Genomic DNA, 26,694 nt, shown 5'->3' on the forward strand with positions numbered 1-26,694 from the left:
GCCGTCGCTTCTTTATGGAGCTGGCAAAACCCGGCTACCGGGGCACGCCGGGCGGTTTACGCTTCCGGCGCGGCCGACCCGTGATCACCGGTCCGCCGTGACACCACGCTCAGCACGGAAGGACCCTCGGGTTGTCGCTCTTCACACGTTCGCTTCGTCAGCAGCGGACCAACGAAAACGAACATACGGAGAAGGACGCGACCCCTGAGGACGCGCGGCCCCCGGAGGGGGCGGCGGAGGACGGCGAGGGCGGGGAGGTCACGCGGGCGCCGGATTCTGAGAAGGCCACGGAGCCGGAGGAGGTCACGGGCTCGGAAGAGGCCACGGACTCCGACGAGGTCACGGGCTCCGACGAGGCCACGGACTCGGAGGACGGGGACGCGAGCCCCAGCGCCGACGCCTCCGAAACCGCCGACATCTCCGGTACCGCCGACCCGGAGACCGACACCGACGCCGACCCCGCCACCGACTCTCCCTCCGGCACGGCCCGTTCGGTCCCCGGCCCCCGTACGGACGCCGACGGCCAGAGCGACGACGGCAACGGCGGCGACGGTAACGACAGCGGCAACGAAGGCAGCGGCGGCGGCAGTGGCAGCGAGAGCGGCGGGAGCGGTAAGCCCACCGGCGGCTGGCGCGAGCGCTACCCCGCCGCCGCCCGTGCCGCCTCCATCACGACGACCGTCCTCGCGGCGGCCCTCGTACTCACCGCCCTCGTCCTCCCCAACGCCCTCACCCGCCTCACCGCCAACGCGTTCCTGCGAATACCGGTCGAGGGGATATTCGGCGCCGTGGCGCTCGTCGTGCTGCCGCCGCGCCCCAGGCGCTGGGCGGCCCTCGCGGCAGGCACCGGTCTCGGCCTGCTCACGATCCTGAAGTTCATCGACATGGGCTTCTACTCGGTGCTCGCCCGCCCCTTCGACCTCGTCCTCGACTGGATCCTCTTCGACGACGCCCAGTCGTTCCTCAAGGACACCCTGGGCCCGGCCGGCGCCGTACTGGCACTGATCGGGATCGTCCTCCTCGCCATCGCCCTCGTCGTCTTCATGGCGCTGTCGGTCCGGCGGCTGAGCGGCTCCTGGCCCGCAACAGCGTGCTGACGACCCGTACGGCCCTCGCGCTCGGGACGGTCTGGATCGTGTGCGCCGTCTTCGGCCTCCAGACCGGCGCGGACCACGTCGACATCGCCTCCCGCAACAACGTCCTCCTCCTCCAGAACCGGGTGAAGGCCGTCAAGGCAGGCATGGAGGACTCGAAGGAGTTCGCCAAGCTGGCACGCGTCGACCGCTTCGACGACACCCCCGCCGAGAAGCTGATGCCGGACCTGCGCGGCAAGAACGTCATCTTCACGTTCATCGAGAGCTACGGCCGCAGCGCGATCGAGGACCCCGAGATCGCTCCCGGCGTCAACTCCGTGCTCAAGAAGCGGACCGAGGCCCTCGACAAGGCCGGCTTCTCCTCCCGCAGCGGCTGGCTCACCTCGCCGATCTCCGGCGCCGGAAGCTGGATGGGCCACTCCACTCTCATGTCCGGGCTGTGGATCGCGAACCAGCAGCGCTACCGCAGCGTCACCTCCAGCGACCGCATGACCCTCGTAAGGGCCTTCCGCAAGACGGGCGACTACCGCATGGTCGGCATCATGCCGGGCGTACGGCGGTCCTGGCCCGAGGGGAAGTTCTACGGGATGGACCACGTCTACGACTCCCGCGAACTCGGCTACAAGGGCCCGTACTTCAGTTGGTCGCCCGTGCCGGACCAGTTCAGCCTCAAGGCGTTCGAGCGGCTGGAGCACAGCAAGGCGGACCACAAGCCGCTGATGGCGACGATCATCCTGGCCTCCAGCCACAACCCCTGGTCGCCGCTGCCGGTGATGCTTCCGTGGAACAAGATGGGCGACGGGTCGGTCTACCAGGGCATCCACGACAGGGGCGCCAGGCCCACCGAGGTCTGGAAGGACCCGCACCGGGTGCGCGAGCAGTACGGGAAGGCCATCGAGTACTCGGTGGAGAGCCTCACCGAGTACATGGAGAAGTACGCCGACGACGACACCGTGATCGTCTTCCTCGGCGACCACCAGCCCGTGCCGACCGTCACCGGCGGCCGCAACGCCAGCAAGGACGTGCCGATCTCGATCGTCGCCCGCGACGACAAGGTGCTGGACAAGGTCTCAGACTGGGGCTGGGACAAGGGACTCAAGCCGAGCCACAAGGCGCCGGTCTGGCGGATGGACAAGTTCCGCGACCGTTTCATGACGGCGTACGGATCGGAGCCCGAGACCGGGGCGGGGACCAAGTCGACGTCCGGGTCCTCGGGCGACTCGGGGAAGAAGTAAGTCCGCACGGGCGGGGGTCGCGTACCGAGGCACGGTGCGTAGCTCTATCCCCGGCAGTTGACGAGCCGTCCGGCAGCCCACCGGCCTTGACGTGCGGCCCCGTTTCCTGCAAGTGCGACGGTTCCTCGCGCGCACGACAGTTCCCTGCAAACGCCAGGTCCCGCACCCGCTCACTGTGAGCGAGTACGGGACCTGGGCGTTCAAAGCCGACAGACCACGGCAGGTCAGTATCGGCCGGCGCTCCTGCGGCGCAGCCACCACACCTGGGCGCCACCGGCAGCCACGACCACGGCGGCGATCCCGAGGATCAGCGCGATCGGGGTGTCGGAGCCGGTACCGGGGAGGTCGCCGTCCCGGTCATTGGCGAGCTGGGTCGACTCGTCCTGTGCCGAGTACGACTCGTCCTCGTCCCGGTTCACGGCCTCAGGGGTGGGATCGTCGGAGTCCGACTCCCCGCCCACTGCCGAGGTCGAGTCATCCCGCTTCGCCGAGGAGGCGGAGCCGTCCGACTTCGAATCAGGCGCCGAAGCCGACTCGTCCCGCTTCCCGTCGGAGGAGGCGGAGCCGTCCGACTTCGAGTCCGGTGCCGAGGCCGACTTGTCCCGGTCCGCCGAGGAGCCGGAGCCGTCCGACTTCGAATCAGGCGCCGAAGCCGGCTCATCCCGCTTCTCGTCCGACGAGGCGGAGTCGTCCGACTTCGAGTCCGACTTCGAGTCCGAATCGTCCGGCTTCGAGTCCGACGGGGTGGAGTCGTCGGGCTTCGACGGCGCGGGCTTCGAGTCCTTCCCGTCGTCGCTGCCAGAGCCCTTCCCGTCGTCGCTGCCAGAGCCCTTCCCGTCGTCGCTGCTGCCCGAGTCGCTGGACTTGCCGGGGCAGTCCTTGTTCTCGTTGATGCAGTCCACGGCCTCCTTCATCAGCTTGTTGGGCATCACGTTGATGAAGTCGCTGTGGTCCGTGATCGGCTTGTGAAGCTGCTCCGGGAAGGAGTCCACCGCGAACGGCGTGTCAGCGTTCAGCAGGTTCTGCTGCGGAATGTCGTACTTGATCGTCTGCTGAAGCTGCGGGACGTTCTGGAAGCCCTCGGGGCAGTTGCCCTCGTCGTCCGAGAACTTCATGTGGTCCCGGTGGTTGCCGCTGTCCGTGTTCTGGCCGTCCCAGCAGTTCTGGAACTTGAACGTACGGATCGTGGCGCTGCCCTCGGGGCAGATCGGGTACTTGTCCTTGAGCTGACGGTCCTCGAAGCCCTCGCAGCTCCACGACGCGTTGGCGTTCTCGTCGCCGTTGGTGAAGGACTTCGCGTCACCGGTGATGATGCGCAGGAAGCGCGGCATCTCGATGACCCGGTCGGCACCGCCGGAGGTGAACTTCAGCTCGGGGTCGGGCTGGAGGATGCTGCCGACGTTGAGGTCGTTGGCACCGCCGTCGCCAGGCTGGGCCTCGGCACCCTGGCCGCCGCCCACCTTGTCTCCCTCGTCCTCACCCTGACCCTGACCTTGGTCCTGGCCCTGGTCCTGGCCTTCAGCCGGAGGCTGCTCCTCGGCGGGAGGCTGCTCCTGGCCCTGGTCCTGACCCTGGTCCTCGGCCGGAGGCTGCTCCTGGCCCTGGTCCTCAGCCGGGGGCTGCTCCTGACCCTGATCCTGCCCCTGGTCCTCAGCGGGAGGCTGCTCCTGGCCCTGGTCCTGGCCCTGGTCCTGCTCCTCGGCCGGGGGCTGCTCCTGACCCTGGTCCTGGCCCTGGTCCTGACCGGCGTCGTCACCGGTCCGCTGGCCCTGCGGCTCCTTCGGGATGTCGCCTTCCTGCACGGCGCCCCGCTGGTCCTCGTTCCCGTCCAGTGAACGGATCACGGGCCAGTAGTGCGTCGACTGGTCGCCCTTGGCGCACGTGGTGCGGGCGGCGGCGAGAGACTCGTCGCTGGACTGGGAGTTGGTGTCCTCGTTGCCCACGTAGTCGTGCACGTGGTGGGCGCCGTTGAGAACGCCGGCAGCGGCGATCACGTTGTCCGAGTTGAAGTGCTCGTTCTCGTTGTTGCCGCACTTCGTCTCGAACGTGCCGCCCGGGTCGTCCTCCTTCGAGGCGTTGGGCTGGACGTCTTCGATCTTGACGAAGTCCGAGGCGACCGGGCCCTGGACCTGCTGGCCGTCGTCGCCTCCGCCCTCCTGGCCTTCCTGGGTGGCCTGGTCCTGCATCATCCGGCACTGGGCCATGGACTCCATGTCACCGGGGGCCTGGCCGCCGGCCTTCTGGATGTCCTGACCCATGCTCTGGATGGTCTCGGAGCGCTGCTGCTTCAACTGGCCGAGGGCCTCCGCGGAGCTTTCCTCCTGGGAGTTCCACTTGCCGTAAGCCTGCGCGACCTGCTGGTCCAGAGTGGCGAGCTTCTGAGCCACGGGCTCCTTGGCGCTCTTGGGTACCTGGCCCAGCGCAAGACTCACATCAGGACAGTCGATCGTGCTCGCGGCAAGGGCGGGGCCTTCGTTCCCCGCGAAAGCACTCACACCTATCGCCGCTGCGCCACCACCCCCAACCACCAGCGCTGCGACGATCGCTATCGTTCTGTTCGCCGTGCGCGAGCGTCTGTGGCCTTTTCTTTCCATATCGACTTCACTCCACTCATTTCGCGTCATTCAGCGCCCCGATTTTCACGGGCCCCGTCTCCTCCAGGGCTGTGAGATGATCGAGAAAATGGCGTTGGCCCCGGGTCGTCGCGAACGACAACACCATTGAATTGCGGGTCTGATCGCGTACAAGGCCTAGACTTATGCGGCCCTTAAAGACGGCCATGAGCCTAGCGCAGCCGGTCCTCGAAGATGGCGCTCTAGTGCTGATGGGACAACTTTGTGGTTGCCGTGTACGTCCTCGCGCGGGGCCGCCCTACGTTCTTCCGAGTGCGCCACCGAGAGGATCGGAATGGGCCGCAGCAGTTTTGCGGCGAATTGTTGCGAGATTCCCGCGGGGCCAGGTCGTGATCTTCCCGCGGTAAGGTCGAGTGGATCATGACGATAGTCACGACATGAACTCGGCGGGGAGCGCTCCGAGAATTGCGCTTGCATCGATGGGTCCGTGGCCGAATAGATCGAATTTCACCGACATATGCCATATCACCGAGAACGTGCCCACCGGTCTCACCGGCCGCCGCGAACCCCGCGACGACCCTGGTCCGGGTGGGCGCCCGTACGACGAGGACGGTGGGCAACGAGGCCACCGGCCACGGCAGTCGAGCCCGCGCGCCGCCCTCCCCTGGGTCAGTCCACCGGGGCGAGCACCACCCACACCTGACCCCGGGCGAACGCCAGCCGCTTACCGCCCGCGTCCGTGAACGTCGTGCCGCCCGTCGCCGACTGCCGCTCCCAGCGGGCCTCGTACTCCTTGCCCCCGCGAAGCACGAGCGCGCTGCCCGAGCCCACCGACTCGGTGAGCGGCGTGATGCTGCCGGAGCTGTCGCCCAGTTCGGAGTCGCTGATCTTCACATGCTGGATGACGACCGTCGCCGCCTCCAGGCGCCCGTCGTCGGTCGTACGGGCGGGCGAGCCGTCCATCGAGACCAGCCAAGTCCCCTTCTCCGCCGACCAGTCGAAGGAGTAGCGGGCCGCCTGGAAGCGGACGCTGCGGCCCGCCGTCCTGCGCCCGCCGCGCTCCGGCGCGGGGCCGAAGCGGAAGCCGATGTCGCGCGGCGCCCCCACGTCGGCGGCGGCGTCCGAGGCCAGGGCCGCCTCGGGCCGCAGATAGAGGTTGTGCGGAGCGGGCCGGTCGGACTTGCGGACGTACGCCTCACGTGCGCGTCCCGGCGGCAGCGCGGCCAGCGGCGCGGACTCCACCTTGGAACGCAGCTTGGACTGGACGCCGGAGTAGGCGAGTGCCGGGTGGTCGTACTGGCGCAGCAGTTCCAGGTCGGACTCGCGTGCGCTGCGCACAGGCCCGACGAGCTTGGGCAGCCGGGAGGCGAACACGGCCATGATCCGGGTGAGTCCGGCCTCGACCTGTTCGACGTAGACGATGTCGGCCTTCTCCAGGCCGGTGTGCGGACGGGCCGCCTCGACATTGTCGATCTTCACCGCGAGGACCTTGTCCCCGGCGCCCTTCCGGCCGGTGAACGGGGACCGCTCGCCGTCACCGCCACCGCCGCCGCCTCCGTCGCCGTCCCCCGACTCGCAGGCGGCCGCCAGCAGCGACAGTCCCGCGGTCAGCAGCACCGTACGGCGCGTTCCTGTCCACTCCATGGCGACGGCCTCCCTCTCCGAGCGCTCACGATCTCCGCGCGCTCACCGATGAGCGTTCCCCGCGAACGGGCGGGCACGGCATGCGGCGGCAGGGAAATGTCCGAATGGCACCGATGGGGGCGTTCGCCGTCACGAGCCGCCGAGCCGGTGCCCCGGGCGGCTCCCGGCCCACGTGGGATCAACTGCCGTACCGGGCACCGCCGTTGACCTGCACGATCTGGCCGGTCACATGACCTGCTCCGGGCGAGGCGAGCCAGTGGACGGTCTCCGCCACGTCCTCCGGCGTACCCGCGCGGCCCGTGACGGTCTGCGCGGCGAGCATCCTGCGCCGCTCCTCGGTCATGCCTACGCCGAAGAAGTCGGTGGCCTCGACATAGCCGGGCGCGACCGCGTTCACCGTCGCGCCGTGCGGGCCCAGCCGTCCCGCGAGGTCGAAGGCGTAGGGGTGGAGTGCGGCCTTCGCGGCGGCGTACGAGTCCGTGCCGGAGCCTCTGAAGGCCGCGATGGAGCTGATCAGGACCACCCGGCGGCCCGGCCGGCGCAGCAGCCCCGCGAGCGCTTCGACGAGGAGTACGGCGGTGAGCACGTTCGACTCGAAGTTCGACCGCCAACTGCGTGCGATGTCCTCAAGTCCGGCGGACGCGTCGGCTGCGGAGGCGTCGGCGTCGGCTGCGGAGGCGTCGCCCTCGGGAGCGTCGGCCGTATCGGCGGGCGCGGACGCGTACTTGACATTTCCGCCCGCGTTGGCGACCAGCACGTCCAGGCGCCCGTACAGCCTGTCGGTCTCCTCGCGCACGCGCAGGGCGTCCCCCGGGACGGTGAGATCGGCCGCGAGGGTACGGATCTCCCCGCGCACGGCTTCGTCCGCCGCGAGGGCTTCCGCGGTACGCCGCAGCACCGCCACCCGGCGTCCGACCAGCAGCACGCGGTCGCCGCCGGCGGCGAAGCGGCGGGCGGCGGCACGGCCGATGCCCGTACCGCCGCCGCTGACGATCACGACCCTGTCGCCCATGCCGTCCCTTCCGTGGTCCTCGCGGTGCCGCAAGGGTGTCCGCACCGGCGGCCCGGTGCGGACACCCCGTCGCTCACACGCCCGCGTGCGCCTTGCGCAGCGCCTCGATGTCCAGCTTCTTCATGGTGTACATCGCCTCGGTGGTCCGCTTCGCCTTCTCCGGGTCGGGGTCGGTGACCAGCTCGACGGCCCCGGCGGGGATGATCTGCCAGGACACGCCGTACTTGTCCTTCAGCCAGCCGCAGGGGCCTTCCTCGCCGCCGTCCTCGACGAAGCGGTTCCAGTAGTGGTCGACCTCCTCCTGGTCGTCGCAGTGGATCTGGAAGGAGATCGCCTCGGAGAACTTGAACTGCGGGCCGCCGTTGAGCCCCATGAACTTCTGCCCGTTGATCTCGAACTCGACGGCCATCACCGATCCGGGCGTCCCCGGCCCGGCATCGTTGTAGCGGCCGACCCTTCCGAGCTTGGAATTCTTGAACAGGGAGATGTAGTACTCCGCCGCCTCCTCTGCCTGCCCGTCGAACCACAGACAGGTGGTGAAGCCGTCGCCCGTCATCGCTGCCTCCCGCGCTTGAGTGTCCGTCCCCCTACGGACCCGCCGCACGCGCGGAACTCATCGCGTACGGGCGAGAAGACGGGAGATGCGCGGAAAGGGGAGATACGCGGAGACGGGAGATGTGAGGAGACGGGAGACGACCACGCTCCGTGCCCCGGCTCCGCGCCCGGGAGGACGGGGGCCGACCGAACGCAGACGGGCCGCGGCGGGCCCGACGGTCGCGACCGGCCCGGTCCGCCCGTCAGAGCCTGCGGTTGTCCAGCACGGCCACCGCCTTGCGGACCTCGGCCACCGAGTCCGCGTCCACGTCGGCGACGATCAACTCCGGTGTCTCGCCGGCCTCTTCATGGACCCGGCCGTCCGGGCCCACCAGCATGCTGTGCCCGATGCCCGTCGGCGCCTTCGTGGGGCGGCCGATGTCAGCGTCCGGACCGGGCGGCGCCTGGCCCACGGCGGCCACCCACACCGTGGCGTCCAGTGCGCGTGCCCTGGTCAGCAGCCGCCAGTGGTCGAGCTTCGACGGCCCGGCGCCCCATGAGGCAGGCAGTACGGACAGTGCGGCGCCCTCGTCCGCGTGCGCACGGAACAGCTCGGGGAAGCGGACGTCGTAGCAGGTCGCGAGGCCCACACGGACACCCGCGACATCGATCGTGACGACCTTCGCGCCCGGTGCGACCGTCTTCGACTCGGAGAAGCCGAACGCGTCGTAGAGGTGGATCTTGTCGTACGCGGTGTCCACCTCGGGGCCCGTCGCCAGCAGGGTGTTGGCGACCCGGCCGTCCGGGGACGGTGTGAACATCCCCGCGACCACCGTGAGTCCGTGCCGCCGGGCCGTCTCGCGCACTCCGTCCGCCCACGGGCCGTACAGCGGCTGGGCCAGGGGAGCGAGCGGTACGCCGAAGCGTGCCATCGCCGCCTCCGGGAAGACGGCGAGCTGTGCGCCCTCACCCGCTGCACGCGCGGCGAGTTCGCCGACGGTGCGCAGATTCTCCTCGGGGTCGTGGGAGGCGGTGAACTGGCACAGCGCCGTGCGGAGCGTGGTCACTGCCTGGCTCCTTTCCGCGGGCCGGGCCGGGGCGGGCGGTGAACTCGCCCGGCCGCGCTGCGAGTTCACCGGCACTTCGGTGCTTACGGCAAGGTGCGGGGCCGTCGCCCTTCGCCGCCCTCACGCGGGCCGGACCGTACCGGCCGTACACCCGCCACCGTAGACACCGCGGTCGGCACGAAGCACCCCGCGAGCACGCACTCGCGCCCTCGCGGGCGGCGGCCGACGGCCTCAGGCGCCGGGCACGCCAAGGGTGTTCCCGCTGCCGCCGTCCCAACTCCCTCACGTATACACCGCAACGAACCCCTTGAAGGATCGTTCAACGATCCTCTACGTTGTCCCGGACATCGAGCCCCCGGCACCGCCCGCACGGGCCGCGCCAGGCCCGATCCCGACACCGAGCCCGACCCGATACGGCCCCGCATCCAGGCCCAGATCCCCGTCCAGTCCAGGTCCCGCCCCCGTCCCGTCCTCATCCCAGGCGGCGCCCTCTCCTTCTGCGAGGTGCACATGCACAGCGACCCGAAACCGAGTGCTTCCGAGGGCTCCGGCACCGAGGACGCCACCGCTCACGGCGGCGGGGACCCGGCCGGTGAGCCGCCCGTCGGCCCCTTCGCCTGGTTCCGCGAACTCGGCGCCTCCGGACGGCGGGCCTTCGCGGGCGCGTTCGGCGGCTACGCGCTGGACTCCTACGACTTCTTCACCCTGCCGCTCGGCATGGTCGCCATCGGCGCCTACTTCAGCCTCGACCCCGGCGAGACGGGGCTGCTCACCACCGTCACCCTCGTCGTCTCCGCCCTCGGCGGCGCGCTGGCGGGCGTGCTGGCAGACCGCATCGGACGCGTCAGGACACTGGTCCTCACCGTCCTGACATACGCGGTCTTCACCCTGCTGTGCGGTTTCGCCCCCGACTACGAGTTCCTGCTGCTCTTCCGCGCCCTACAGGGCCTCGGCTTCGGCGGCGAGTGGGCGGTCGGCGCGATCCTCGTGGCCGAGTACGCGTCGGCCAAGCACCGGGGGCGCACCCTCGGGGTCATCCAGAGTTCGTGGGCCGTGGGCTGGGCGCTGGCCGTCGTCGTCTACACCGCCGTCTTCGAGCTGTTCGACGAATCGGTCGCCTGGCGCGTGCTGTTCTGGACCGGCGCCCTGCCGGCCCTGCTCGTCCTCTACGTACGACGCAACGTAGCCGACGCCCCGCAGGCCGCCGAACAGCGAAGGAACAGCAGCGAGAAGGGCTCCTTCAGCGCGATCTTCGCGCCGAAGCTGCGGCGTACGACGATCTTCGGGGTGCTGCTGTCCACAGGCGTGCAGGGCGGCTACTACACGCTCGCGACCTGGGTGCCCAGCTATCTCAAGACCGACCGCGGCCTGACGGTCGTCGGCACGGGCGGCTTCCTGACGTTCCTGATCTCCGGCGCCTTCATCGGCTATCTCACCGGCGGCTATCTCACCGACAAGCTCGGGCGGAAGCGCAACGTCGCGGTCTTCGCAGTGCTCTCCGCCGCGTCCGTGGTCGCGTACACCAACGTGCCGATCGGCTCCAACACGCTCGTGCTGCTACTCGGCTTCCCGCTGGGCTTCTGCATGTCGGCCATCTTCAGCGGATTCGGCTCCTTCCTCAGCGAGCTGTATCCGACGGCCGTACGCGGCACCGGGCAGGGCTTCGTCTACAACACGGGGCGTGCGGTGGGTGCGTTCTTCCCCACACTGGTCGGCTTCCTCGCCGAAAGCTGGGGCGTGAGCGGTGCGTTGATCTTCGGGGCGGCCGGTTACGGGCTCGCGCTGGTCGCGCTGCTGGGGCTGCCGGAGACGCGGGGGCGGGCGCTGGTCTGAGCCCCGCCCGGCATGCCCCGTGCTCCATGAACGGCGGCTCACCATGACCGGTGGCTCACACCCAGCGGTCACAACCGGCGGCTCACACCCAGCGGTTCGCCATCAGCGGCTCGCGACCGACGGAAGGACCTACGCCATGTCCCGTACCGCACACGGCACTTCGGCCGCGCGGCCCGGTGCCTCCGGCCCCTCGGCCGCACGCATCTCCCCCGCCGCGGAGGTACGTGCCGCGGCCCGCGACGGCGACGCCCGCCCCACGACGGGCCTCGCCCCCGGATACACACAGGCCAACCTGGTCTCCGTACCGCGCGACTGGGCCTACGACGTGCTGCTGTTCTGCCAGCGCAACCCGAAGCCGTGCCCCGTACTCGACGTGACCGACGCCGGCGACACCTCGACGGTCCTCGCACCGGACGCGGACCTGCGCACGGACGTTCCCGCCTACCGCGTGTGGGAGCACGGCGAACTGGCCGACGAGACCGCGGAGGTCACCGGGCGCTGGCGCGACGACCTGGTGACCTTCCTCATCGGTTGCAGCTTCACCTTCGAGTGGGCGCTCGCCGACGCCGGGGTGCCGCTGCGCCACATCGAGCAGGGGCGCAACGTCGCCATGTATGCGACCGACCGGCCCTGCCGCCCCGCGGGCGCCGTGCACGGGCCGACGGTCGTCTCGATGCGGCCCGTGCCGAAAGAGCTGGTGGAGACCGCGGCGCAGGTCACGGCCCGTATGCCTGCCGTCCATGGAGGACCGGTGCACAGCGGCGACCCGTCGCTGCTCGGCATCGCGGATCTCGGCAGCCCCGACTTCGGCGACCGTACGGACCTGCTCCCAGGCGACGTGCCCGTCTTCTGGGCCTGTGGTGTGACACCGCAGGCGGCCGTCATGGCCTCACGCCCGCCCTTCGCGATCACGCACGCGCCGGGACGGATGTTCGTCACGGACGTACGGGACGAGGAATACCTGATCGTGTGAGCCGCCACAGGCGCGGCACCCGCAACGCCGAGGCTCAAGGGCCTGGACGGCACGGCGGCCGTCGTGCCGTTCTGTGTACGCACAACAGCCGGTGTACGAGTACGGGCAGGCCCGCAGCACCGCGCAGAGCACACAGCACCACGTCGAGGGAGGCATCAACTCATGAGCACTCGTCCGCCGTTGCCGCCGTTCACCAAGGAGACCGCCCGGCAGAAGGTCCAGGCCGCCGAGGACGCCTGGAACACCCGCGATCCGCACAAGGTGTCGCTCGCCTACACCGAGGACTCGGTGTGGCGTAACCGCGACGTCTTCGTCACCGGTCGCGCCGAGATCGTCGACCTGCTGACCAGGAAGTGGCAGCGCGAGCTGGAGTACGCGCTGCGCAAGGACCTCTGGGCCTTCGAGGGCAACCGCATCGCGGTGCGCTTCCAGTACGAGTGCCACGACACCGACGGCCAGTGGTGGCGCTCGTACGGCAACGAGCTGTGGGAGTTCGACGCCCGCGGCCTGATGTCACGCCGCGAGGCCAGCATCAACGACGTGCCCATCCCCGAGAGCGACCGGCGCATCTTCGGCCCGCGCCCGGAGTCTCAGCACGGGGCCGGCATCCCGCTGCGCTGACGCCGGGCATGTCCCGGCGCGCGGGCCGCGACGCCAGCAGCAGACGCAGCCGCAGCCGCAGAAGGAATGCCGACCCCGCCGTCAGACCTCGGCCGTCACGCCTCAGCCGTCAGGCCTCCTCGTAGACGAGCCACACGTTGCCGCGGTCGAACGGCATCCGTTCGCCGTTCGGCAGCGTGAAGGTCGTGCCCGACTCCGCGGTCGGCCGCTCCCACGTCGTCTCGTACGCCTTGCCGTCGCGCAGCACCGTCGCCTTGCCGCTGCCGACGGTCTTCTCATACGGCGTACCGGCGTCGTCCGGCGGCATCTCGACCTTCTGCACGACGACCGTCTTGCCGCCCAGCCGCGCACCGCCCGTGCTCGTGGCGGGCGCCCCGTCGAAGGACGTCAGCCAGCGGTCCTCCTTCTCGGACCACTCGAAGCCGGTCTCGGCCGAGCCGTAGTCGACGGAGCGCTCCGCCGTGGGCTCGCCGCCCTCCGGGGCGTCGTCCGAGAAGCGGAAGCCGATGTCGGCGCTCTTGCTGGCCTCGGGCGCGGTGTCGAGGAGCTGGTCGGGGTGTACGTAGAGGTTGTGCGGCGCCTCGTTGTCGCCGCCGCGGAAGTAGGGCTCGGGGTACTTGTCGTGCGAGCGCGCGTGGAGCGTGGACTTCTCTATCAGGTCCTCGACGCCCTTGCGCGCACCCGAGTAGGAGAGCGCGGGCCGGTCGAACATCCGCAACTGCTCGACGTTGTACGCGCGGGCGCTGCGCACGGGGCCCAGCGATTCGGGGAGCTTGCCGGAGTAGATCCCCAGCAGCCTGCTCAGCCCGCCCTCGACCTTCTCCACGACGGTGATGTCGGCGTCCTCCAAGGCGGTGTGGGGCCGCGCGTCCTTATGGTTGTCGATCTTCACCGCGAGCACCGGCGCGGGCTCGGCGGGCAGTCCCGTGAACGGCGAAGTGGCCTCACTGGACTGGGAGTTCCCCGCCGCATTGCCCGGCCCCGGCGACTTCGCGGAGCCCGGTGCCTCCTGTGCGGACGAGATGCTCGCCGTGCCTCCGGCGGCCAGCGCCATCACGGCCAGCGTGGCCAGCAGGCGCGTGGCCTTACGGGGGTGCCACCCGGGCCGCGAGGCCCAGGGCGAGCGTATGCCTCTCGTTCTGCCGTCTCCGGAGGCCTCGGAGGACGGCGAGCCGGTGCTCATGCCCTGCCCCTGCATGTGAACTGCCTTCCGTCGTGGGGGATTCGTACAACAGTCACCCCATCCCCGCCACGCGGTGCCGGTCAATAGCACATCTGTCACGTCCCGGGGCGGGCCGCCTACGCCCCGGGACGGGAGTTCGGGGGCCTGAAGTCCCGGCCCCGTGGCGTCAGTTCTCCGCGGGCACCGCGGACTCCGCGAGCGAGACGCGGATCTTGGACTGGCCGTGCGGCAGCTTCTCCCAGTCGTCCATGAAGCGGGCGCTGAGGCCGTGCTTCTCCGCGAGGGCGGTGAGCGTTCCCGTGCGGTAGTAGAAGTCCTCTCGCAGCACCTGGTGTTCGGCTCCTTCCGTACGGTCGAAGGTGAAGTCGAAGAAGCCGCGCGGCGCCAGGATGCGGCCCACGTTGGCGAGGCATTCGTCGATGACCTCGATCGGCGAGTGGGAGAAGACGCTGTGCGCGTGCACGACGTCGAAGTGACCGCTCGGCAGGAAGTCCAGCTTCAGATCGTGGGTGATCGTCAAGTGCGGGAGCTTGTCCTGGAGTTCGTAGCGGGTGAGGGTCTTCTTCGCGGAGATGAGGATGTCGGGGGAGATGTCGATGCCGTAGTAGTTGCCGCTGTCGAGGTACTGGATGAACCTCCAGCCCGCACGCAGATTGCCGCAGCCGATGTCCAGCATGCGGTGCTCCGGCTGTAGTCCGTGCTCCTTGAGGAAGTCGAACTGCATCTGCCCCAGCGCCAGCCACCGGTCGTGGCTGCGGCTTCCGACCGCCGCCTCGGGGTTGCTCGCGGTGTCGGACGCCATCACCGCGCGGTAGTAGTCGACGTGGTTCGGGTGCTTGAGGCGCAGCCAGCGGTCGCGTGCGGCACGCCGTACGTACGGGGCGACTCGCGCCGGATTCCGCAGCGCGTAGGAGACCTTGTGCGACAGCCGCGAACGGTCGGCGGCGAGCGAGAGCGGGGTCTTCTTGGGCATGGCGATGTACTCCTCGGTTGTTCCTGTGTCGTTCGTCCCGACGGCGCGTCGACACATGCCGAAACGAATGACCCGCCATGTCGGACACGTTCCGGGACGTGCCCTCGCGGAGGCGTCGACAGCGACCGCGGCGGGGTGTCACGGATGACGGCACGGCGGTGCCGTACGGGTACGGGATTCAGTGATGCGGGCCGGGCGCCGGCGTGGGAACTGCCGTACGGGCGCCCGGGGTTCAGGCGCCGCGCGGGCGTCTGTCCGTGCGCGGGGCGCCCTCGGGGGGAGTGGTGCCGGTCCCGAAGTCGCTCTCGCCGTCCGGGAGTGCGGCGGGGGCGGCGCGATCGGCAGGATCGCTGCCGGGTTCGCTGCCGGGTTCGCCGCCGGTGCCGGTGTTCGCGGTGGTGTGCTGCGCCGCGACGACTCCGCTCTCGTATGCGAAGACCACGGCCTGTGTGCGGTCGCGCAGCGAGAGCTTTTCGAGAATGCGGCTGACGTGGGTCTTCACGGTCGACTCGGCCACGAATATGTGCTCGCCGATCTCGGCGTTCGACAGTCCCTGTGCCACGAGCGACAGCACCTCCGTCTCCCTCCCGGTGAGTTCGGCGACGCGTTCCCTCAACGGGGCGCGCAGCCCCGTGCGTCGAGCGGGCATCCTGCTGAACTCGGCGATCAGCCTGCGGGTGACCGTGGGTGCGAGCAGTGCGCCTCCGCCCGCCACGACCGTCACGCCCTCCGCCAGCCGGCGTGCCGGGGCGTCCTTGAGCAGGAAGCCGCTCGCTCCCGCGCGCAGCGCCTCGTAGACGTACTCGTCCAGGTCGTAGGTCGTGAGTATCAGCACCTTCGTCGCGGGGAAGCGGCCGACGATCTCGCGGGTCGCCTCAAGGCCGTTCATCACGGGCATCCGCACATCGAGAAGCACGACGTCGGGGCGCAGCGCCGCCGTCCTCTCCACCGCGTCGCGGCCGTCGACGGCCTCCCCGACGACCTCGATCCCCGGGCGGCTGCCGAGCAGTACGGAGAAGCCCTCTCGCACCATCTCCTGGTCGTCGGCGATCAGTACGCGGATGGCGGGTTCGTCAGCCATCACGATCCTCCGAACTGCTCGCCCGGGGGCCAAGGACGGCGGTGGTCGCCTCCGCTGCGGAGCCCGTCGCTGATTCCTCCGGCAGGAAGCCCGTCACCTCGAACCCGCCTTCCTCGGTCGGGCCTGCGTGCAACTGCCCGCCCAGCATGGCGGCACGTTCCCGCATCCCCGTAAGCCCGTGGCCCGCTCCGGGGGAGGTCCCCGCGGTGCGCGATGGCGGGCCGTTGACGATTCGGAAGCCCAACCCCGCCTGCTCATAGACGAGTTCCACCCGTACGGCGGCCCTCGGCGCATGCCGCAGCGCGTTGCTCAGCGCCTCCTGGACGATGCGGTACGCCGACAGCTCGACGCCCAGCGGCAGTCGGCGCACCTCGCCGGTCACGGTCTTCCGCACGGGCGAACCGACGGCACGTACGCCCGTGACCAGCGCGTCCAGATCGGCGAGCGTCGGCTGCGGAGCGAGCGTCGGCTGCACGGCCCCGATGGGCGAATCGGTGGCCTCGGCGGCCGAGTCCGAGGCTCCGGCGGGCGGCCGAGGGGCATCGAGGCCCGACCGCGTGCCCGCGCCGAACGAAGCGGCAGACGCCGGGGGTTCAGCCCGTACCACTCCGAGCACCCGGCGCAGCTCGGCGAGCGCGGCGACGGCGTTGTCCCGTACGGCGGCGAACGCCTTCTCCAGCTCGGGCGGCGGCGATTCGACCCGGTACGGCGCTGCCTCCGCCTGAATCGCCACGACCGACATGTGGTGCGCGACGACGTCGTGCAACTCCCTTGCGATGACGGCCCGTTCCTCCAGCAGCATGCGACGGGAGCGTTCCGCCTCGGTCGCGGCGGCGTGCGCGGCGGCCTCCGCGCGTGCCTCACGCAGGCCCGTGACGACCAGCGCGGTCAGCGGCATCGGGGCCGTGAGCAGCGCCATCGCCCAAGTGCCCACGGCCAGCGGCCCGTTGCCCACGGCCGCGAGCAGACCCATGCAGCACCACAGGCAGACCGCCGCCCGCAGTCTCAGCCGTACGGCGACGATCAGCGCCACGGCGGTGAGCGCCGCGAAGCCCGCCATCGCCCACGGCCTGCCCTGCGAGTCGTAGAACAGCAGGTTCGGCCACTCCGCGACGTCGGCGAACGGGAACGGCCCCGCCATGCCGCCCGGCCGGAAGACGCTGAGCCCCACGGCGCCCACCAGCAGCCAACCCGCCGCCACGGGCCATGAGATCGCCAGCAGCAGCGATCCCGCGACGAAGCAGCCGCCCGCCAGCTTGTCGGCGTCGCCCACGTCCGACTGGTACTGGAGCGCCACCAGCACCAGGATCAGCGCCGGAACCGCCGCGTGCGGGACCAGCCGCAGCGCACGGTCCACCGCGGGCGGAAGGGCGTCGCGGGCCCGCGCCGGAAGCGGCAGCCGGGCCAGGGGCGCCAGAGGCCGCGGGGTGAGCGCGTCCCGTACGAGGTCGCCGAGGAGTCCGGCGAGGAGGTCGCGCACGCGCCCGGGGACGACGACGGAAGCGAACCCGCGCCCGGACCTCCGCACGGCTCCGGAGACGGTCCCGAACACGGCCCCGGGCACGGTACGCACCGGGCTTCGGGCCGCCCCCGGCTGCCGCACGGAGGCGCGGCGCGGCCGGTCCGGCTGGTCCGGTGCGGCTCCGCGGGTTCGCTGAAGGGACATGGCAGCGACGATATGAGGGCGGGTGCCCTGCGGCATCGGCCGCAGGTCGCATCGGTACGCGTCCCCCTCAGGGACTACGCGGGAGCGGGATAAGGACTTAAGGTCCACCTCGGGGGACCGGTCGTACGGAACCCCTGATTCGGATCGCGGAATCCCCACCACGAACGCCGGAGCGTGGAGCCACGCCACCCGGACATCACCGCGCTGTCCGTAACCCCCGGCTCCGCGGAACCACCGGGCCACCGGAGCACGGAGCCGTCAGGCCGTGGCCTGCGGCCCTAGGTCCGCCGTCCGCGGTCCCGTACGCAAGACGAAAGGAACCACCGTGCGCGTCGCCGTCCTCGACGACTACCAGCAGGCCGCCCACCACTTCGCCGACTGGCAGAGCCTCGACGCCGAAGTCACCTTCCTCCACGAGCACATCGACAACACCGACGCCCTCGCCGAGGCCCTTCGCGGCCACGACGTCGTCGTCGCGATGCGCGAGCGCACGCCCTTCACCGCCGAGCGCTTCGAACGCCTCCCCGACCTGCGCCTCCTGGTGACCACCGGCATGGCCAACGCCGCCATCGACGTCGCCGCCGCCGAGCGCCACGGGGTGACCGTGTGCGGCACCCAGAGCCCCGCGACCGCCACCCCCGAACTCACCTGGGGCCTGATCCTCTCCCTGCTGCGGCACATCCCCGCCGAGTCCACGGGCGTGCGCGAGGGCCAGTGGCAGCACTCGATAGGGGGCGACCTGTACGGCAGGACCCTGGGAATCGTCGGCCTCGGGCGCCTCGGCTCGCGGGTAGCCACCGTGGGCCGTGCCTTCGGGATGCGCGTACTGGCGTGGAGCAGCAACCTCGAACCGTCCACGGCACGCGAGCGCGGGGCCGAACCGGTCAACAAGCAGACGCTGTTCGCCGAGTCCGACGTCGTCACCGTCCACTACAAGCTCAGCGAGCGCAGCACCGGGCTGATCGGCTGCGAGGAGCTGTCGTGGATGAAGCCCACCGCGTACCTCGTCAACACCTCGCGCGGGCCGCTGATCGACACCGACGCGCTCGTCGACGCACTCGTCGAGGGCCGTATCGCGGGCGCGGGCCTGGACGTCTACGACGTCGAGCCGCTGCCCGCCGACCACCCGCTGCGCACGGCGCCGCGCACGGTCCTCACGCCGCACATCGGCTACGTGACCGAGGAGACCTACCGGATCTTCTACGGGGAGGCCGTCGAGGACATCGCCGCCTGGGCCGAGGGGAACCCGGTGCGCACGCTCGCCCCCTGAGCACCGGGCGGACGCCGGAGCCCGTCCGGCGCGCGTCCCCCGCCGGGCGGTGTGACCCTGGTGTCTACGGACACCCGTGCGTCCACGGACACCGAGCGAAGGGACGGCGGCATGGCGAAGCGAGTGGTGGCGGAGTCCTACGGGGGCCCGGAAGCGCTGTCGCTGATCGACTCCGACGTGCCCGCGCCGGGCCAAGGGGAGGTCACGCTGCGTGCCTTGGCCATCGGCGTGAACCCCCTGGACTACAAGCTCTACAGCGGCGGCATGGGCAAGGACCCCGCCGCGCTCCCCATGCCCGTGGGGCTGGAACTGTCCGGGACGGTGACCGCCGTGGGGCGCGGCTCCGAGGGCCCGGCCGGTCCCCTCTCCGTGGGCGACGAGGTGATGGCCTACCCGGCGCCGGGCGCCTATGCGACGGATCTGACCGTCCCGGCGTCGAGCGTCGTACCGAAGCCGCCTGAGCTGTCATGGGAGGCGGCGGCCGGGCTGCTCCTCACCGGGGCCACGGCCGTGCACGCGCTCACCGTCGTAGACCCCTCGGAGGGCGAGACGCTGCTGATCCACGGCGCCTCGGGCGGCGTCGGCCTGCTCGCCGTGCAGATCGCGGCGGCCTCGGGCGCGAGGGTCGTGGGCACGGCGAGCGAGCGTCATCTGGAGCTGGTCGAGCGCTACGGCGCGACCGCGCTGCCGTACGGGGACGGGCTGCTGAAGCGCGTACGGGAGGCGGCGCCGGACGGCGTGGACGCCGTCGTCGACACCTCCGGCACACGTGAGGCGATCGACGCCTCCCTCGAACTCGTGCCGGACAGGGAGCGCATCGTCTCCATCCTCGCCTTCGACCGCGGCGACACCGGCATCAAGCTGATCGGCGGCGCCCCCAACGCGGACCCGGGCACCCAGATCAGGGCCGGCGCCTGGCGGCGGCTCATCAGGCTGGTGCGCCAGGGCGAGTTGGAGGTACCGGTCTCACGTTCGTACTCCCTGGCCGAGGCCGCCGAGGCCCACCGCTTCCTCGCGGAGGGCCACCCGGGCGGCAAGGTCGTACTGCTTCCCTGACGGGGGCACAGGGGCCGCGTCGGCATAAGGGCCTGGCTTCGGCCTCCGGGTCCGGCGCGGCGCCCGGTTGTCCGCGCGGGTACGGGCACCGAGCGGTACGGGCACGAAGCCGTACCGGCACGGAGCGGTAAGTCCGTGAGTCCGCTCAGTCCGGTAGCCGCTCACGCAGGAACGCGAGGGTGCGCTCCCACGCCAGCCGCGTCGAGTCGGGGTCGTAGGTCCCCAGGTGGTTCTCCTCGTTGGCGAAGGCATGACCGGCCGGATAGCGCTCGATGGTCACCTTCGCGCCGGACTCCGCACGGATGCGGGCGGCGATCTCCTCGGCGCGGGCGGGCGTGGCGTTCTCGTCCAATTCGCCGTAGTGGCCGAGGACATCGGCCCGCACGCCGGAGAAGTCCACTTCGTCGTCGCTCGCCACTCCGTAGTACGGCACGGCCGCGGCGATCCTCTCCCCCGCCTCGGCGGCGAGCGCGAGTACGAAGCCACCGCCCATGCAGAAGCCGACGGCGCCCACGGCGTCGCCCCGTACCGCCTCGTGTGCGAGCAAGTAGTCGACGGCGCCCACGAGTTCACGTACGGCCGTGTTCATCGGCAGCTCCGAGGCGAGCCGTGCCGCGTCGTCGCTGTCGTGCGTGGTGCGACCGCCGTAGAGGTCGGGCGCGAGCGCCACGAACCCGGCGGCGGCGAACTGGTCCGCCACGTCCGCGATCTGGTCGGTGAGTCCCCACCACTCCTGGATGACGACGACTCCCGGGCCGGTGCCGCCCTCGGGCAGGGCGAGATAGCCGTAGATCTCCACGCCGTCGGCGTCGAAGCGCAGGTTCTGGCGCAAGGGTGGTGCGGACAACGGTGGGCCGCCTTTCTGCTCGGTGTGCGCTGGCCGGTGCGGTCTCACAAGGACACGAACGCGTACAGGGACAGGGAGAGGGACAGGGACACGAACGCGTGCGCGGACACATACTCATGCGAGCTTTACGGAAGCCCGCCGGGTCGGTGTGTGCCCTGCGAGACGGCCGATAACCCGCCGAAGCGGAAGATCACGCACGGATGGCGCGGTATGGCCACGCCCGCCCCTGGACTCCACCCCCGGAGCGCACCGGTCAGTGCAGCACCCGAAGCCCCACGGCCCCCGTGACGATCAGCAGCAGACACACCACGCGTGCCACGGTGACGGCGTCCCCCAGCGCCGCCATCCCGTAGACCGCCGTGCCGAGGGCCCCGATCCCGACCCATACGCCGTACGCGGTGCCCAGCGGGATGTGGCCCACCGCGTAAGAGAGCCCGGCCATGCTCGCCGCCAGCGCTCCGACGAAGAGCAGCGACGGCCACAGCCTGTGGAAATTGCCGGACGCCTCCAGCGCACCGGCCCAAACGGTCTCCAGTACGCCCGAGACGACGAGAACCACCCAGGCGAGCCCCATTCGACGCGCTCCACTCCGCTCCACCCGCACCGCCGTGCGGCCGACCACCGATGACATCCGGCAGTCGACCACACGCGGGCGGGAGCGGCGGCGCAGGAACACCCGCGCCGGGCGGCCTCCGTCTCGGGCGCCCCGCGTCGGACGGCCGCGTCGGGCGGCACGGCCCGGTACGGCCGCGTCAGGACGGCCCGGTTCCGAACGGCCGCGTCAGACGCCGATGTCGCCGCCGTCCTTGCGCCAGACGCTGACGACCGCGGGCCGCACATAGGAGCCCGGCCCGTCGGGCCACTGCGACGCGGGCTCCTCCACGCTCGCGCCGTCGATCTCGCCGGGATGCTGTACGGAGACCAGCACCCGGCGGTCCTGGATCAGCGGACCGCAGGTCTCCGCCCCGTTCGGCACCGTCAGGAACTGCCGCACCTCGCCGCGCCGGCTTCCTGCCGTGGTGGCCACGCCGAACAGGCCGTCGTGGAAACCGAGTTGGCCGTCGTCCGTGGCGAGCCACAGATTGCCGTAATCGTCGAAGGCCACATTGTCGGGGCACGAGATGGGGCTGACCTGGTCCTTGGGGAAGCCCCCGAAGTATGTGCCCGGGTCCTCCGGGTCGCCGCACACCAGGAACAGCCGCCACGTGAAGCGCCGCGCCGCCGGGTCGTCGCCATGCTCGGCGAACTCCAGCACATGGCCGTGCTTGTTGTTCTTGCGCGGGTTGGCCTCGTCGGGCCGGGCCTTGCCCGCCGCGCCACGGTCGGTGTTGTTGGTCAGAGCGGCGTAGACGCGTCCGGTGCGCGGGCTCGGCTCGACGTCCTCGGGGCGGTCCATCTTGGTGGCGCCCGCCTTGTCGCCCGCGATGCGGGTGAAGACGTAGACCTCGTCCGCGGTCATGCCCTCCACATGCGACTCGTCGCCCGTCGCGAGCGGAATCCACTCGCCGCGTCCGTCGAACTCGTGGTCTCCGGCGGGAAGTTCGCCCGAACCGTCGATCTCCCCCTCCGGGCTGTCGCCGGTCAGCTTCGCGACGTAAAGCGTCCCGTGGTCGAGCAGGCTCATGTTGTGTTCGTGGTCGGCCCGGCTGCCGCCGCGCCGCATCCGCTTCGACGACACGAACTTGTAGAGGTACTCGAAGCGTTCGTCGTCGCCCATGTAGACGACGGGGCGGCCGTCGCCCGTCAGCCTCGGCTGCGCGGCCTCGTGCTTGAAGCGGCCCAGCGCGGTGCGCTTACGGGGCGCCGACTCCGGGTCGTACGGGTCGAGTTCGACGACCCAGCCGAAGCGGTGCGGCTCATAGGGCTCCTTCACGACGTCGAAACGGTCGTCGAAGCGCTCCCATTTGCGTTCGGTCTCCGTGCCCTTGAGGGCGTAGCGCTCCAGCCGCTTGCGGTGCTCGTCGTCCTTCACCTTCGCGGTGTTGGCGAAGTACTGGTCGATGTTCTCCTCGCCGTGCAGCGTCGTGCCCCAAGGAGTGGTGCCGCCCGAGCAGTTGTTGAGGGTGCCGAGCACCTTGCGGCCCTCGGGGTCCTCGGACGTACGGAGCCACTTGCTGCCCGCCGCGGGGCCCGTGACCTCGAATGCCGTGGTGGCGGTGACGCGGCGGTTGAGCCGGTGCCGGGGCACGGCCTTGAGCGCGCCCGTGCCTTTCTCGCCCTCGACGACCACGACGGACAGGCCGTGCGCCGCCCAGCCGATCTCGGCCTGCTCACGGGTCGGGTCGTCCGCGTCGTACCCGGCGAACATCAGGTTCTCGTCGGTGTATTCGTGGTTCGCGACCAGCAACTGCCGCTTGCCGCCGCCTTCCTGGGCTTCCTTCTCGTCCAGCGGAAGGAGCGAGAGGAAGTCGTTGTTGTAGCCGAACTGCCCCTTCTGCGCCTTCGCCGACTGCTTCTTGGGATCGAAGTCCGGCGCACCGCGCAGGATCGGTTCGCCCCACCGGATCACGATGTTCTGCCCGTAGCCCTCGGGCACGGTCACCTTGTCGTCCGTGTTGGGCTCCACGGGCGTGAAGCGCAGCCCCTTCGCGGGCTTGCCCTTCGCCGCGTCCGCGTCGCCCGCCGAGAGCGCGCCCGCGGAACCGGCGCTGCACGCCCCCGTCGCGGTGGCGGCGGCAGCGACCCCCGCGACCGCCCCGGCACGCAGCACGGACCGGCGCGAGAGGACGCGGGCGATGACGTCACCCACGTACTCGTTGCCGCTGGTGTTGGGCGCCTCGTGGAAGCAGGCGTCACCACAGCGGTAACGGCAGGTCATCGCCGACCTGCCGCCCGGGTGCGAACCGAGCACCGTCAGCAGCTTGCGCATGGTCTCCTCCGGATCTCCGTACGTACGGCCGCGCGCCGACGCTATGGGCGCGGCGCCGCGAGAAGACGACACCGGGCTGAACCGGAGGTGAACCTCGGTTCGCCAGGCGGCCCGGCGACGGGTACCCGAGGCACGCGGTCGTACGAGTCAGGGGCCCGGCGGGCAACGGCCGCCCCGCGCTACGGGCGCGGCCACGGCGCCCGGCGGCACACGCGACTCAGCACGGCTTCTCGGCGCACTGAGCCGGGTGGATCCGGTCGATCCGGTGGTCCAGCCACTCCCCGCAGGCCCACGACAGCATCAGCAGCGTCAGCACCACCACCGCGCCCTTCACCACGCGACGCTGCCCCTGTCCGCCACGGGCCCGCAGCACGGCACGTGCGAGGGACCAGGTCAGCAGGGTGAGCAGGGGGAACCCGAAGAGCATGCCGGGCAGTTCGATGTACAGCAGGCTGAAGTCGACCGGGTTCTCGACGCCCAGGTCCAGCCCGGGAGCCGCGCCGTTCAGCCACACCCCGAAACCGGTCGCAGCCGCGAGAGCCGCGATCAGGCACCCGGCCGCCGCTACGGCCGTCCCCTCCCGCTCTTCACGCTCTTCACGCTCTCCACTCGGTTCCATGACGGAACGGACGCCGTTCGCCGCCCCGGCAGTTCCCCGGGTGCGGCCGACGTCACACCCCACGAGTACGCCGCTCGGCACACCGCACCTCAGCGCCGCCGCCGCGGCACACCGCACCTCAGCGCCGCCGCCGCGGCACGGCGGGCTTCGCCGGTGCCTTCGCGCGCACCATCAGCGTGCCGACGTTCTCCGGTTCCGGTGCGGGCAGCACAGACGCCTCGATCTCCGTGAGTCCGCTGCGCTTCAGCAGGTCCCGCCACATCTCCGGCGAGTACGACCAGCGCAGCACCGGGAGCCTGCGTCCGCTGAGGCCGTTGCCGTACATCGCCTGCGGACCGTAGAAGCCCTCGATGGGCTCGGCCTGCGAAAGCGCCAGCACGCCACCGGGGTTGAGTCTGCGGCCGATCAGCGGCACGAGTCTCTCCGGGTCGGTGAACCACACCGCGCCCCAGCGCGAGTAGACCGCGTCATAGGTGGTGGACGTGTCCGCGAGGTACTCGCACGCCTCGGCGTTGACGAAGGACAGCCCGGGTGTGCCCTCCCACCACAGCCGGGCGCGGGCGGTCTGCGCGGGCGACAGGTCCAGTGCCGTCACCTCGACGCCGGTACGTGCGAGCCAGACCGCCTCCCTCCCCTCTGCGGACCCCAACTCCAGCGCGGTACGCGGCCGTCCGAGAAAGTCGGCCCCCGGCCCGTGGCCCGGGTACTGCGTCCACTCGAAGGAGTCGACGACGGGCGCGGGCGGCATCCCGTCCCCGCTGTGCGGCTTGTACGTGTCCCAGTACTCGGGGAGGCTCTTCGACGTGAGAGGCATGCGCTTCCTCGCAGGGTGCGGGGCGAAATGTCACCTGCCCCGTGACCGTAGGCCGACCGCCGCCGCCAGGGGGCGGGACGCGACGGCTTCACCCGAACGTGCTGCGGGGCGCCGGAGGGTGCCGACGGGTGCCGCGACGGGTGCCGGAGCTGCGGAACGCCGTCGCAGCGGCGCCCCGCTGCGAACTGCCCGCCCGGCTGGGCGGGTTCGGTCGCGCCTTCCGCCTGACCCCTCTGTCCCGGGGAGAACCTGAGCGTCGGTCCCGAGGGAGAACATGTGGCTGTGCGGTCCGTCCGCCCGCACCGTCCACCCGTACGAGTACGACCCCGAAGGAAGGCAGCGAGACCCCGTGAGCACATTCGACTCTCCCGTCCCCCGCTTCCATCTCGCCATGCCCGTCGACGACTTGGAAGCCGCGCGGCACTTCTACGGCGAGGTGCTCGGCTTGGAGCAGGGGCGCAGCGCGGAGACGTGGACGGACTGGAATCTGCACGGGCACCAGTTCGTCACGCATCTCGCACCCGGCCGCGCCGATGGCGGCGCGAGCAATCCCGTCGACGGGCACGACGTTCCCGTGCCGCACTTCGGGCTCATCCTGGCGGTGCCCGAGTTCCACAGGCTGGCGGAGCGGCTGCGGGCCGCGGGCACCGAGTTCGTGATCGAGCCGTATGTACGGTTCGAGGGGCAGCCGGGGGAGCAGTGGACGATGTTCCTGCGCGATCCGGCTGGAAACGCGCTGGAGTTCAAGGCGTTCGCCGACGACTCGCAGGTGTTCGCCACCGACTGAGGCGCCACTGCCTGCCGTATGCGTCGGCCACCGGCTCGGAGAGGACGAGAGACACCTTCCGGCATGCTCCGTTCTTGCTCCGGAGTAGCCCATTCCTGAAAGGGAGGCACCTGAAGGTCCTGCGGGAGCGCCGACCGTGGAACAGCTTGCCCAAGCGCTCGACGCCGCTTCCTCCGAGACGCCCTCCGCGCAAGGCGTTCGGGCAGTCGAGCGGTGAGACCGGCAACTGACGTGCCGGGCGCGGCAGTCGGCGCCCCGGTGCACGGCGAAGGCCCCGGCACAGGCGCACGTCGCGCGCCGTACCGGGGCCCGTTGTCGCAGGCGGTCGGCCAGTTCAGCCGACGATGCCGGAGGCGCCCTCCACGGCGGGCATACCGGCGTTGATCGTGCCGTTGAGGCCGCCAAGGCCGGGGACGCCGCTGTTCACGCTGGCGGCGACACCGCCCGGGCCGGGGGTGACGTCGACGCTGGCCAGGCCGCCGGGGAGCGAGGCGCCCACGCCGCCGGAGACGCCGTCGAGTTCGGCGTCGGAGATCTCGGCGGTCTCGATCTGAGGTGCCATGTCACGCATGAGAAGTTCCAATCAACGAGCGGGGGACGTGATGCCGGTGGTGCCTGAACGAGTGTCCGGGAGTACCGGCAGTCGTGGGATCAGACCATCTCTGCGGAGCGCCCTGCCACTTGTCACACCCGTCTCCCTCATCATCCTCACGTGATCTTCTGATTCGTTACCGATCTCTGCGTCAACAGGCCGTCTTCGAAGGTGACTTGGAAGACTTCGCATGGAATTACGGGCACGCCGGACAACACGGCGACGACGGAAACCCGATCCGCGGGGCACGCCGCGCGGAAACACGACCGATGAGATCCGACCGGCGGAACACGACAAGCGGAACGCGGCAGAGCCCCGGCTCGTGTGCAATCGCACTCAGGCGTCGCACAC

At 70.7% G+C, this 26,694-nt stretch carries 22 protein-coding genes and 1 pseudogene; 8 read left to right on the top strand and 15 right to left on the bottom strand.

Annotation, left to right across the window (positions count from 1 at the left end; genetic code table 11):
• Window positions 1–131: 131 nt before the first annotated feature.
• Window positions 132–1,097, top strand: a complete 966-nt coding sequence (locus MMA15_RS13185) for a hypothetical protein (protein ID WP_241059690.1) — start codon at window positions 132–134, stop codon at window positions 1,095–1,097.
• Window positions 1,091–2,329 (top strand): alkaline phosphatase family protein, encoded by a 1,239-nt coding sequence (locus MMA15_RS13190; protein WP_241059692.1) that lies wholly within the window; start codon window positions 1,091–1,093, stop codon window positions 2,327–2,329. The genes MMA15_RS13185 and MMA15_RS13190 overlap by 7 nt, the downstream gene beginning before the upstream one ends.
• A 224-nt stretch (window positions 2,330–2,553) precedes the next feature.
• Here MMA15_RS13190 and MMA15_RS13195 read toward each other — a convergent pair whose 3' ends face one another.
• From MMA15_RS13195 to MMA15_RS13215, 5 genes are all read right to left on the bottom strand, one after another.
• Entirely contained in the window at window positions 2,554–4,761 is a 2,208-nt protein-coding gene (locus MMA15_RS13195; protein WP_241059693.1) for a DUF1996 domain-containing protein, read from the bottom strand.
• A gap of 810 nt (window positions 4,762–5,571) precedes the next feature.
• A complete protein-coding gene (locus MMA15_RS13200) occupies window positions 5,572–6,546 on the bottom strand; it encodes a DUF3048 domain-containing protein (RefSeq protein ID WP_241059695.1) in 975 nt (324 codons plus the stop codon).
• Between the two features lie 178 nt (window positions 6,547–6,724).
• A complete protein-coding gene (locus MMA15_RS13205; RefSeq protein ID WP_241059697.1) occupies window positions 6,725–7,558 on the bottom strand; it encodes an SDR family NAD(P)-dependent oxidoreductase in 834 nt (277 codons plus the stop codon).
• A gap of 73 nt (window positions 7,559–7,631) precedes the next feature.
• Window positions 7,632–8,114: a VOC family protein gene (locus tag MMA15_RS13210; protein WP_241059699.1), complete on the bottom strand. Its 483-nt coding sequence runs from the start codon at window positions 8,112–8,114 to the stop codon at window positions 7,632–7,634.
• A gap of 241 nt (window positions 8,115–8,355) precedes the next feature.
• Window positions 8,356–9,159, bottom strand: coding sequence for a carbon-nitrogen hydrolase family protein (locus MMA15_RS13215; protein WP_241059701.1), 804 nt, complete (start codon window positions 9,157–9,159; stop codon window positions 8,356–8,358).
• Window positions 9,160–9,669: 510 nt separating this feature from the next.
• Here MMA15_RS13215 and MMA15_RS13220 point away from each other — a divergent pair.
• The 3 genes from MMA15_RS13220 to MMA15_RS13230 all read left to right on the top strand — a co-directional run bounded on the left by MMA15_RS13220 (window position 9,670) and on the right by MMA15_RS13230 (window position 12,586).
• A complete protein-coding gene (locus tag MMA15_RS13220; protein ID WP_241059703.1) occupies window positions 9,670–10,992 on the top strand; it encodes an MFS transporter in 1,323 nt (440 codons plus the stop codon).
• Window positions 10,993–11,128: 136 nt separating this feature from the next.
• The gene (locus tag MMA15_RS13225; RefSeq protein WP_241059705.1) at window positions 11,129–11,965 is read left to right on the top strand and encodes a putative hydro-lyase; all 837 of its coding nucleotides are present in this window, start codon (window positions 11,129–11,131) and stop codon (window positions 11,963–11,965) included.
• A 162-nt stretch (window positions 11,966–12,127) separates the two neighbouring features.
• On the top strand, window positions 12,128–12,586 hold the full coding sequence (locus MMA15_RS13230) for a nuclear transport factor 2 family protein (RefSeq protein WP_241059707.1): 459 nt from the start codon (window positions 12,128–12,130) through the stop codon (window positions 12,584–12,586).
• Between the two features lie 109 nt (window positions 12,587–12,695).
• Here the strand turns inward: MMA15_RS13230 and MMA15_RS13235 are convergent, their stop codons facing one another.
• From MMA15_RS13235 to MMA15_RS13250, 4 genes and pseudogenes are all read right to left on the bottom strand, one after another.
• The gene (locus tag MMA15_RS13235) at window positions 12,696–13,769 is read right to left on the bottom strand and encodes a DUF3048 domain-containing protein (protein ID WP_241059709.1); all 1,074 of its coding nucleotides are present in this window, start codon (window positions 13,767–13,769) and stop codon (window positions 12,696–12,698) included.
• 166 nt (window positions 13,770–13,935) lie between these two features.
• Entirely contained in the window at window positions 13,936–14,742 is an 807-nt protein-coding gene (locus MMA15_RS13240) for a class I SAM-dependent methyltransferase (RefSeq protein WP_241059711.1), read from the bottom strand.
• A 412-nt stretch (window positions 14,743–15,154) separates the two neighbouring features.
• A pseudogene (locus MMA15_RS13245) lies at window positions 15,155–15,823 on the bottom strand (response regulator transcription factor); the annotation flags it as partial.
• Entirely contained in the window at window positions 15,816–17,489 is a 1,674-nt protein-coding gene (locus tag MMA15_RS13250; RefSeq protein ID WP_241059713.1) for a sensor histidine kinase, read from the bottom strand. The pseudogene MMA15_RS13245 and the gene MMA15_RS13250, both read right to left, overlap by 8 nt.
• Before the next feature lie 325 nt (window positions 17,490–17,814).
• Here MMA15_RS13250 and MMA15_RS13255 point away from each other — a divergent pair, with 325 nt between their 5' ends.
• Both MMA15_RS13255 and MMA15_RS13260 read left to right on the top strand, forming a co-directional pair.
• A complete protein-coding gene (locus MMA15_RS13255; protein WP_241059715.1) occupies window positions 17,815–18,759 on the top strand; it encodes a D-2-hydroxyacid dehydrogenase family protein in 945 nt (314 codons plus the stop codon).
• 60 nt (window positions 18,760–18,819) lie between these two features.
• The gene (locus MMA15_RS13260) at window positions 18,820–19,815 is read left to right on the top strand and encodes a quinone oxidoreductase family protein (protein ID WP_241059717.1); all 996 of its coding nucleotides are present in this window, start codon (window positions 18,820–18,822) and stop codon (window positions 19,813–19,815) included.
• Window positions 19,816–19,960: 145 nt separating this feature from the next.
• On the opposite strand, the gene MMA15_RS13265 is transcribed toward MMA15_RS13260, so the two are convergent.
• The 5 genes from MMA15_RS13265 to MMA15_RS13285 form a co-directional block, all read right to left on the bottom strand.
• Window positions 19,961–20,662: a dienelactone hydrolase family protein gene (locus MMA15_RS13265; RefSeq protein WP_241059719.1), complete on the bottom strand. Its 702-nt coding sequence runs from the start codon at window positions 20,660–20,662 to the stop codon at window positions 19,961–19,963.
• 253 nt (window positions 20,663–20,915) lie between these two features.
• Window positions 20,916–21,236, bottom strand: a complete 321-nt coding sequence (locus MMA15_RS13270) for a DMT family transporter (RefSeq protein WP_241059721.1) — start codon at window positions 21,234–21,236, stop codon at window positions 20,916–20,918.
• Window positions 21,237–21,443: 207 nt separating this feature from the next.
• On the bottom strand, window positions 21,444–23,531 hold the full coding sequence (locus tag MMA15_RS13275; protein ID WP_241059722.1) for a PhoX family protein: 2,088 nt from the start codon (window positions 23,529–23,531) through the stop codon (window positions 21,444–21,446).
• 217 nt (window positions 23,532–23,748) lie between these two features.
• On the bottom strand, window positions 23,749–24,150 hold the full coding sequence (locus tag MMA15_RS13280; protein ID WP_241059723.1) for a hypothetical protein: 402 nt from the start codon (window positions 24,148–24,150) through the stop codon (window positions 23,749–23,751).
• 118 nt (window positions 24,151–24,268) lie between these two features.
• Window positions 24,269–24,964, bottom strand: a complete 696-nt coding sequence (locus MMA15_RS13285; protein ID WP_241059725.1) for a class I SAM-dependent methyltransferase — start codon at window positions 24,962–24,964, stop codon at window positions 24,269–24,271.
• A 349-nt stretch (window positions 24,965–25,313) separates the two neighbouring features.
• Here MMA15_RS13285 and MMA15_RS13290 point away from each other — a divergent pair, with 349 nt between their 5' ends.
• Entirely contained in the window at window positions 25,314–25,751 is a 438-nt protein-coding gene (locus MMA15_RS13290; RefSeq protein WP_241059726.1) for a VOC family protein, read from the top strand.
• Between the two features lie 334 nt (window positions 25,752–26,085).
• On the opposite strand, the gene MMA15_RS13295 is transcribed toward MMA15_RS13290, so the two are convergent.
• A complete protein-coding gene (locus MMA15_RS13295; RefSeq protein WP_241059728.1) occupies window positions 26,086–26,313 on the bottom strand; it encodes a type A2 lantipeptide in 228 nt (75 codons plus the stop codon).
• Window positions 26,314–26,694: the final 381 nt, after the last annotated feature.

Origin of the sequence: Streptomyces marispadix, assembly GCF_022524345.1 — a bacterium.
In the GTDB taxonomy this organism is placed as follows: Bacteria; Actinomycetota; Actinomycetes; order Streptomycetales; family Streptomycetaceae; genus Streptomyces; species Streptomyces marispadix.

Excerpts from the sequence above, each read along its gene's own strand:
- MMA15_RS13240 (WP_241059711.1), bottom strand. The coding sequence starts at position 14,742 with ATGCCCAAGAAGACCCCGCTCTCGCTCGCCGCCGACCGTTCGCGGCTG.
- MMA15_RS13270 (WP_241059721.1), bottom strand. The coding sequence starts at position 21,236 with ATGGGGCTCGCCTGGGTGGTTCTCGTCGTCTCGGGCGTACTGGAGACC.
- MMA15_RS13235 (WP_241059709.1), bottom strand. The coding sequence starts at position 13,769 with ATGAGCACCGGCTCGCCGTCCTCCGAGGCCTCCGGAGACGGCAGAACG.
- MMA15_RS13200 (WP_241059695.1), bottom strand. The coding sequence starts at position 6,546 with ATGGAGTGGACAGGAACGCGCCGTACGGTGCTGCTGACCGCGGGACTG.
- MMA15_RS13285 (WP_241059725.1), bottom strand. The coding sequence starts at position 24,964 with ATGCCTCTCACGTCGAAGAGCCTCCCCGAGTACTGGGACACGTACAAG.
- MMA15_RS13295 (WP_241059728.1), bottom strand. The coding sequence starts at position 26,313 with ATGGCACCTCAGATCGAGACCGCCGAGATCTCCGACGCCGAACTCGAC.
- MMA15_RS13230 (WP_241059707.1), top strand. The coding sequence starts at position 12,128 with ATGAGCACTCGTCCGCCGTTGCCGCCGTTCACCAAGGAGACCGCCCGG.
- MMA15_RS13220 (WP_241059703.1), top strand. The coding sequence starts at position 9,670 with ATGCACAGCGACCCGAAACCGAGTGCTTCCGAGGGCTCCGGCACCGAG.
- MMA15_RS13225 (WP_241059705.1), top strand. The coding sequence starts at position 11,129 with ATGTCCCGTACCGCACACGGCACTTCGGCCGCGCGGCCCGGTGCCTCC.
- MMA15_RS13210 (WP_241059699.1), bottom strand. The coding sequence starts at position 8,114 with ATGACGGGCGACGGCTTCACCACCTGTCTGTGGTTCGACGGGCAGGCA.
- MMA15_RS13275 (WP_241059722.1), bottom strand. The coding sequence starts at position 23,531 with ATGCGCAAGCTGCTGACGGTGCTCGGTTCGCACCCGGGCGGCAGGTCG.
- MMA15_RS13280 (WP_241059723.1), bottom strand. The coding sequence starts at position 24,150 with ATGGAACCGAGTGGAGAGCGTGAAGAGCGTGAAGAGCGGGAGGGGACG.
- MMA15_RS13205 (WP_241059697.1), bottom strand. The coding sequence starts at position 7,558 with ATGGGCGACAGGGTCGTGATCGTCAGCGGCGGCGGTACGGGCATCGGC.
- MMA15_RS13250 (WP_241059713.1), bottom strand. The coding sequence starts at position 17,489 with ATGTCCCTTCAGCGAACCCGCGGAGCCGCACCGGACCAGCCGGACCGG.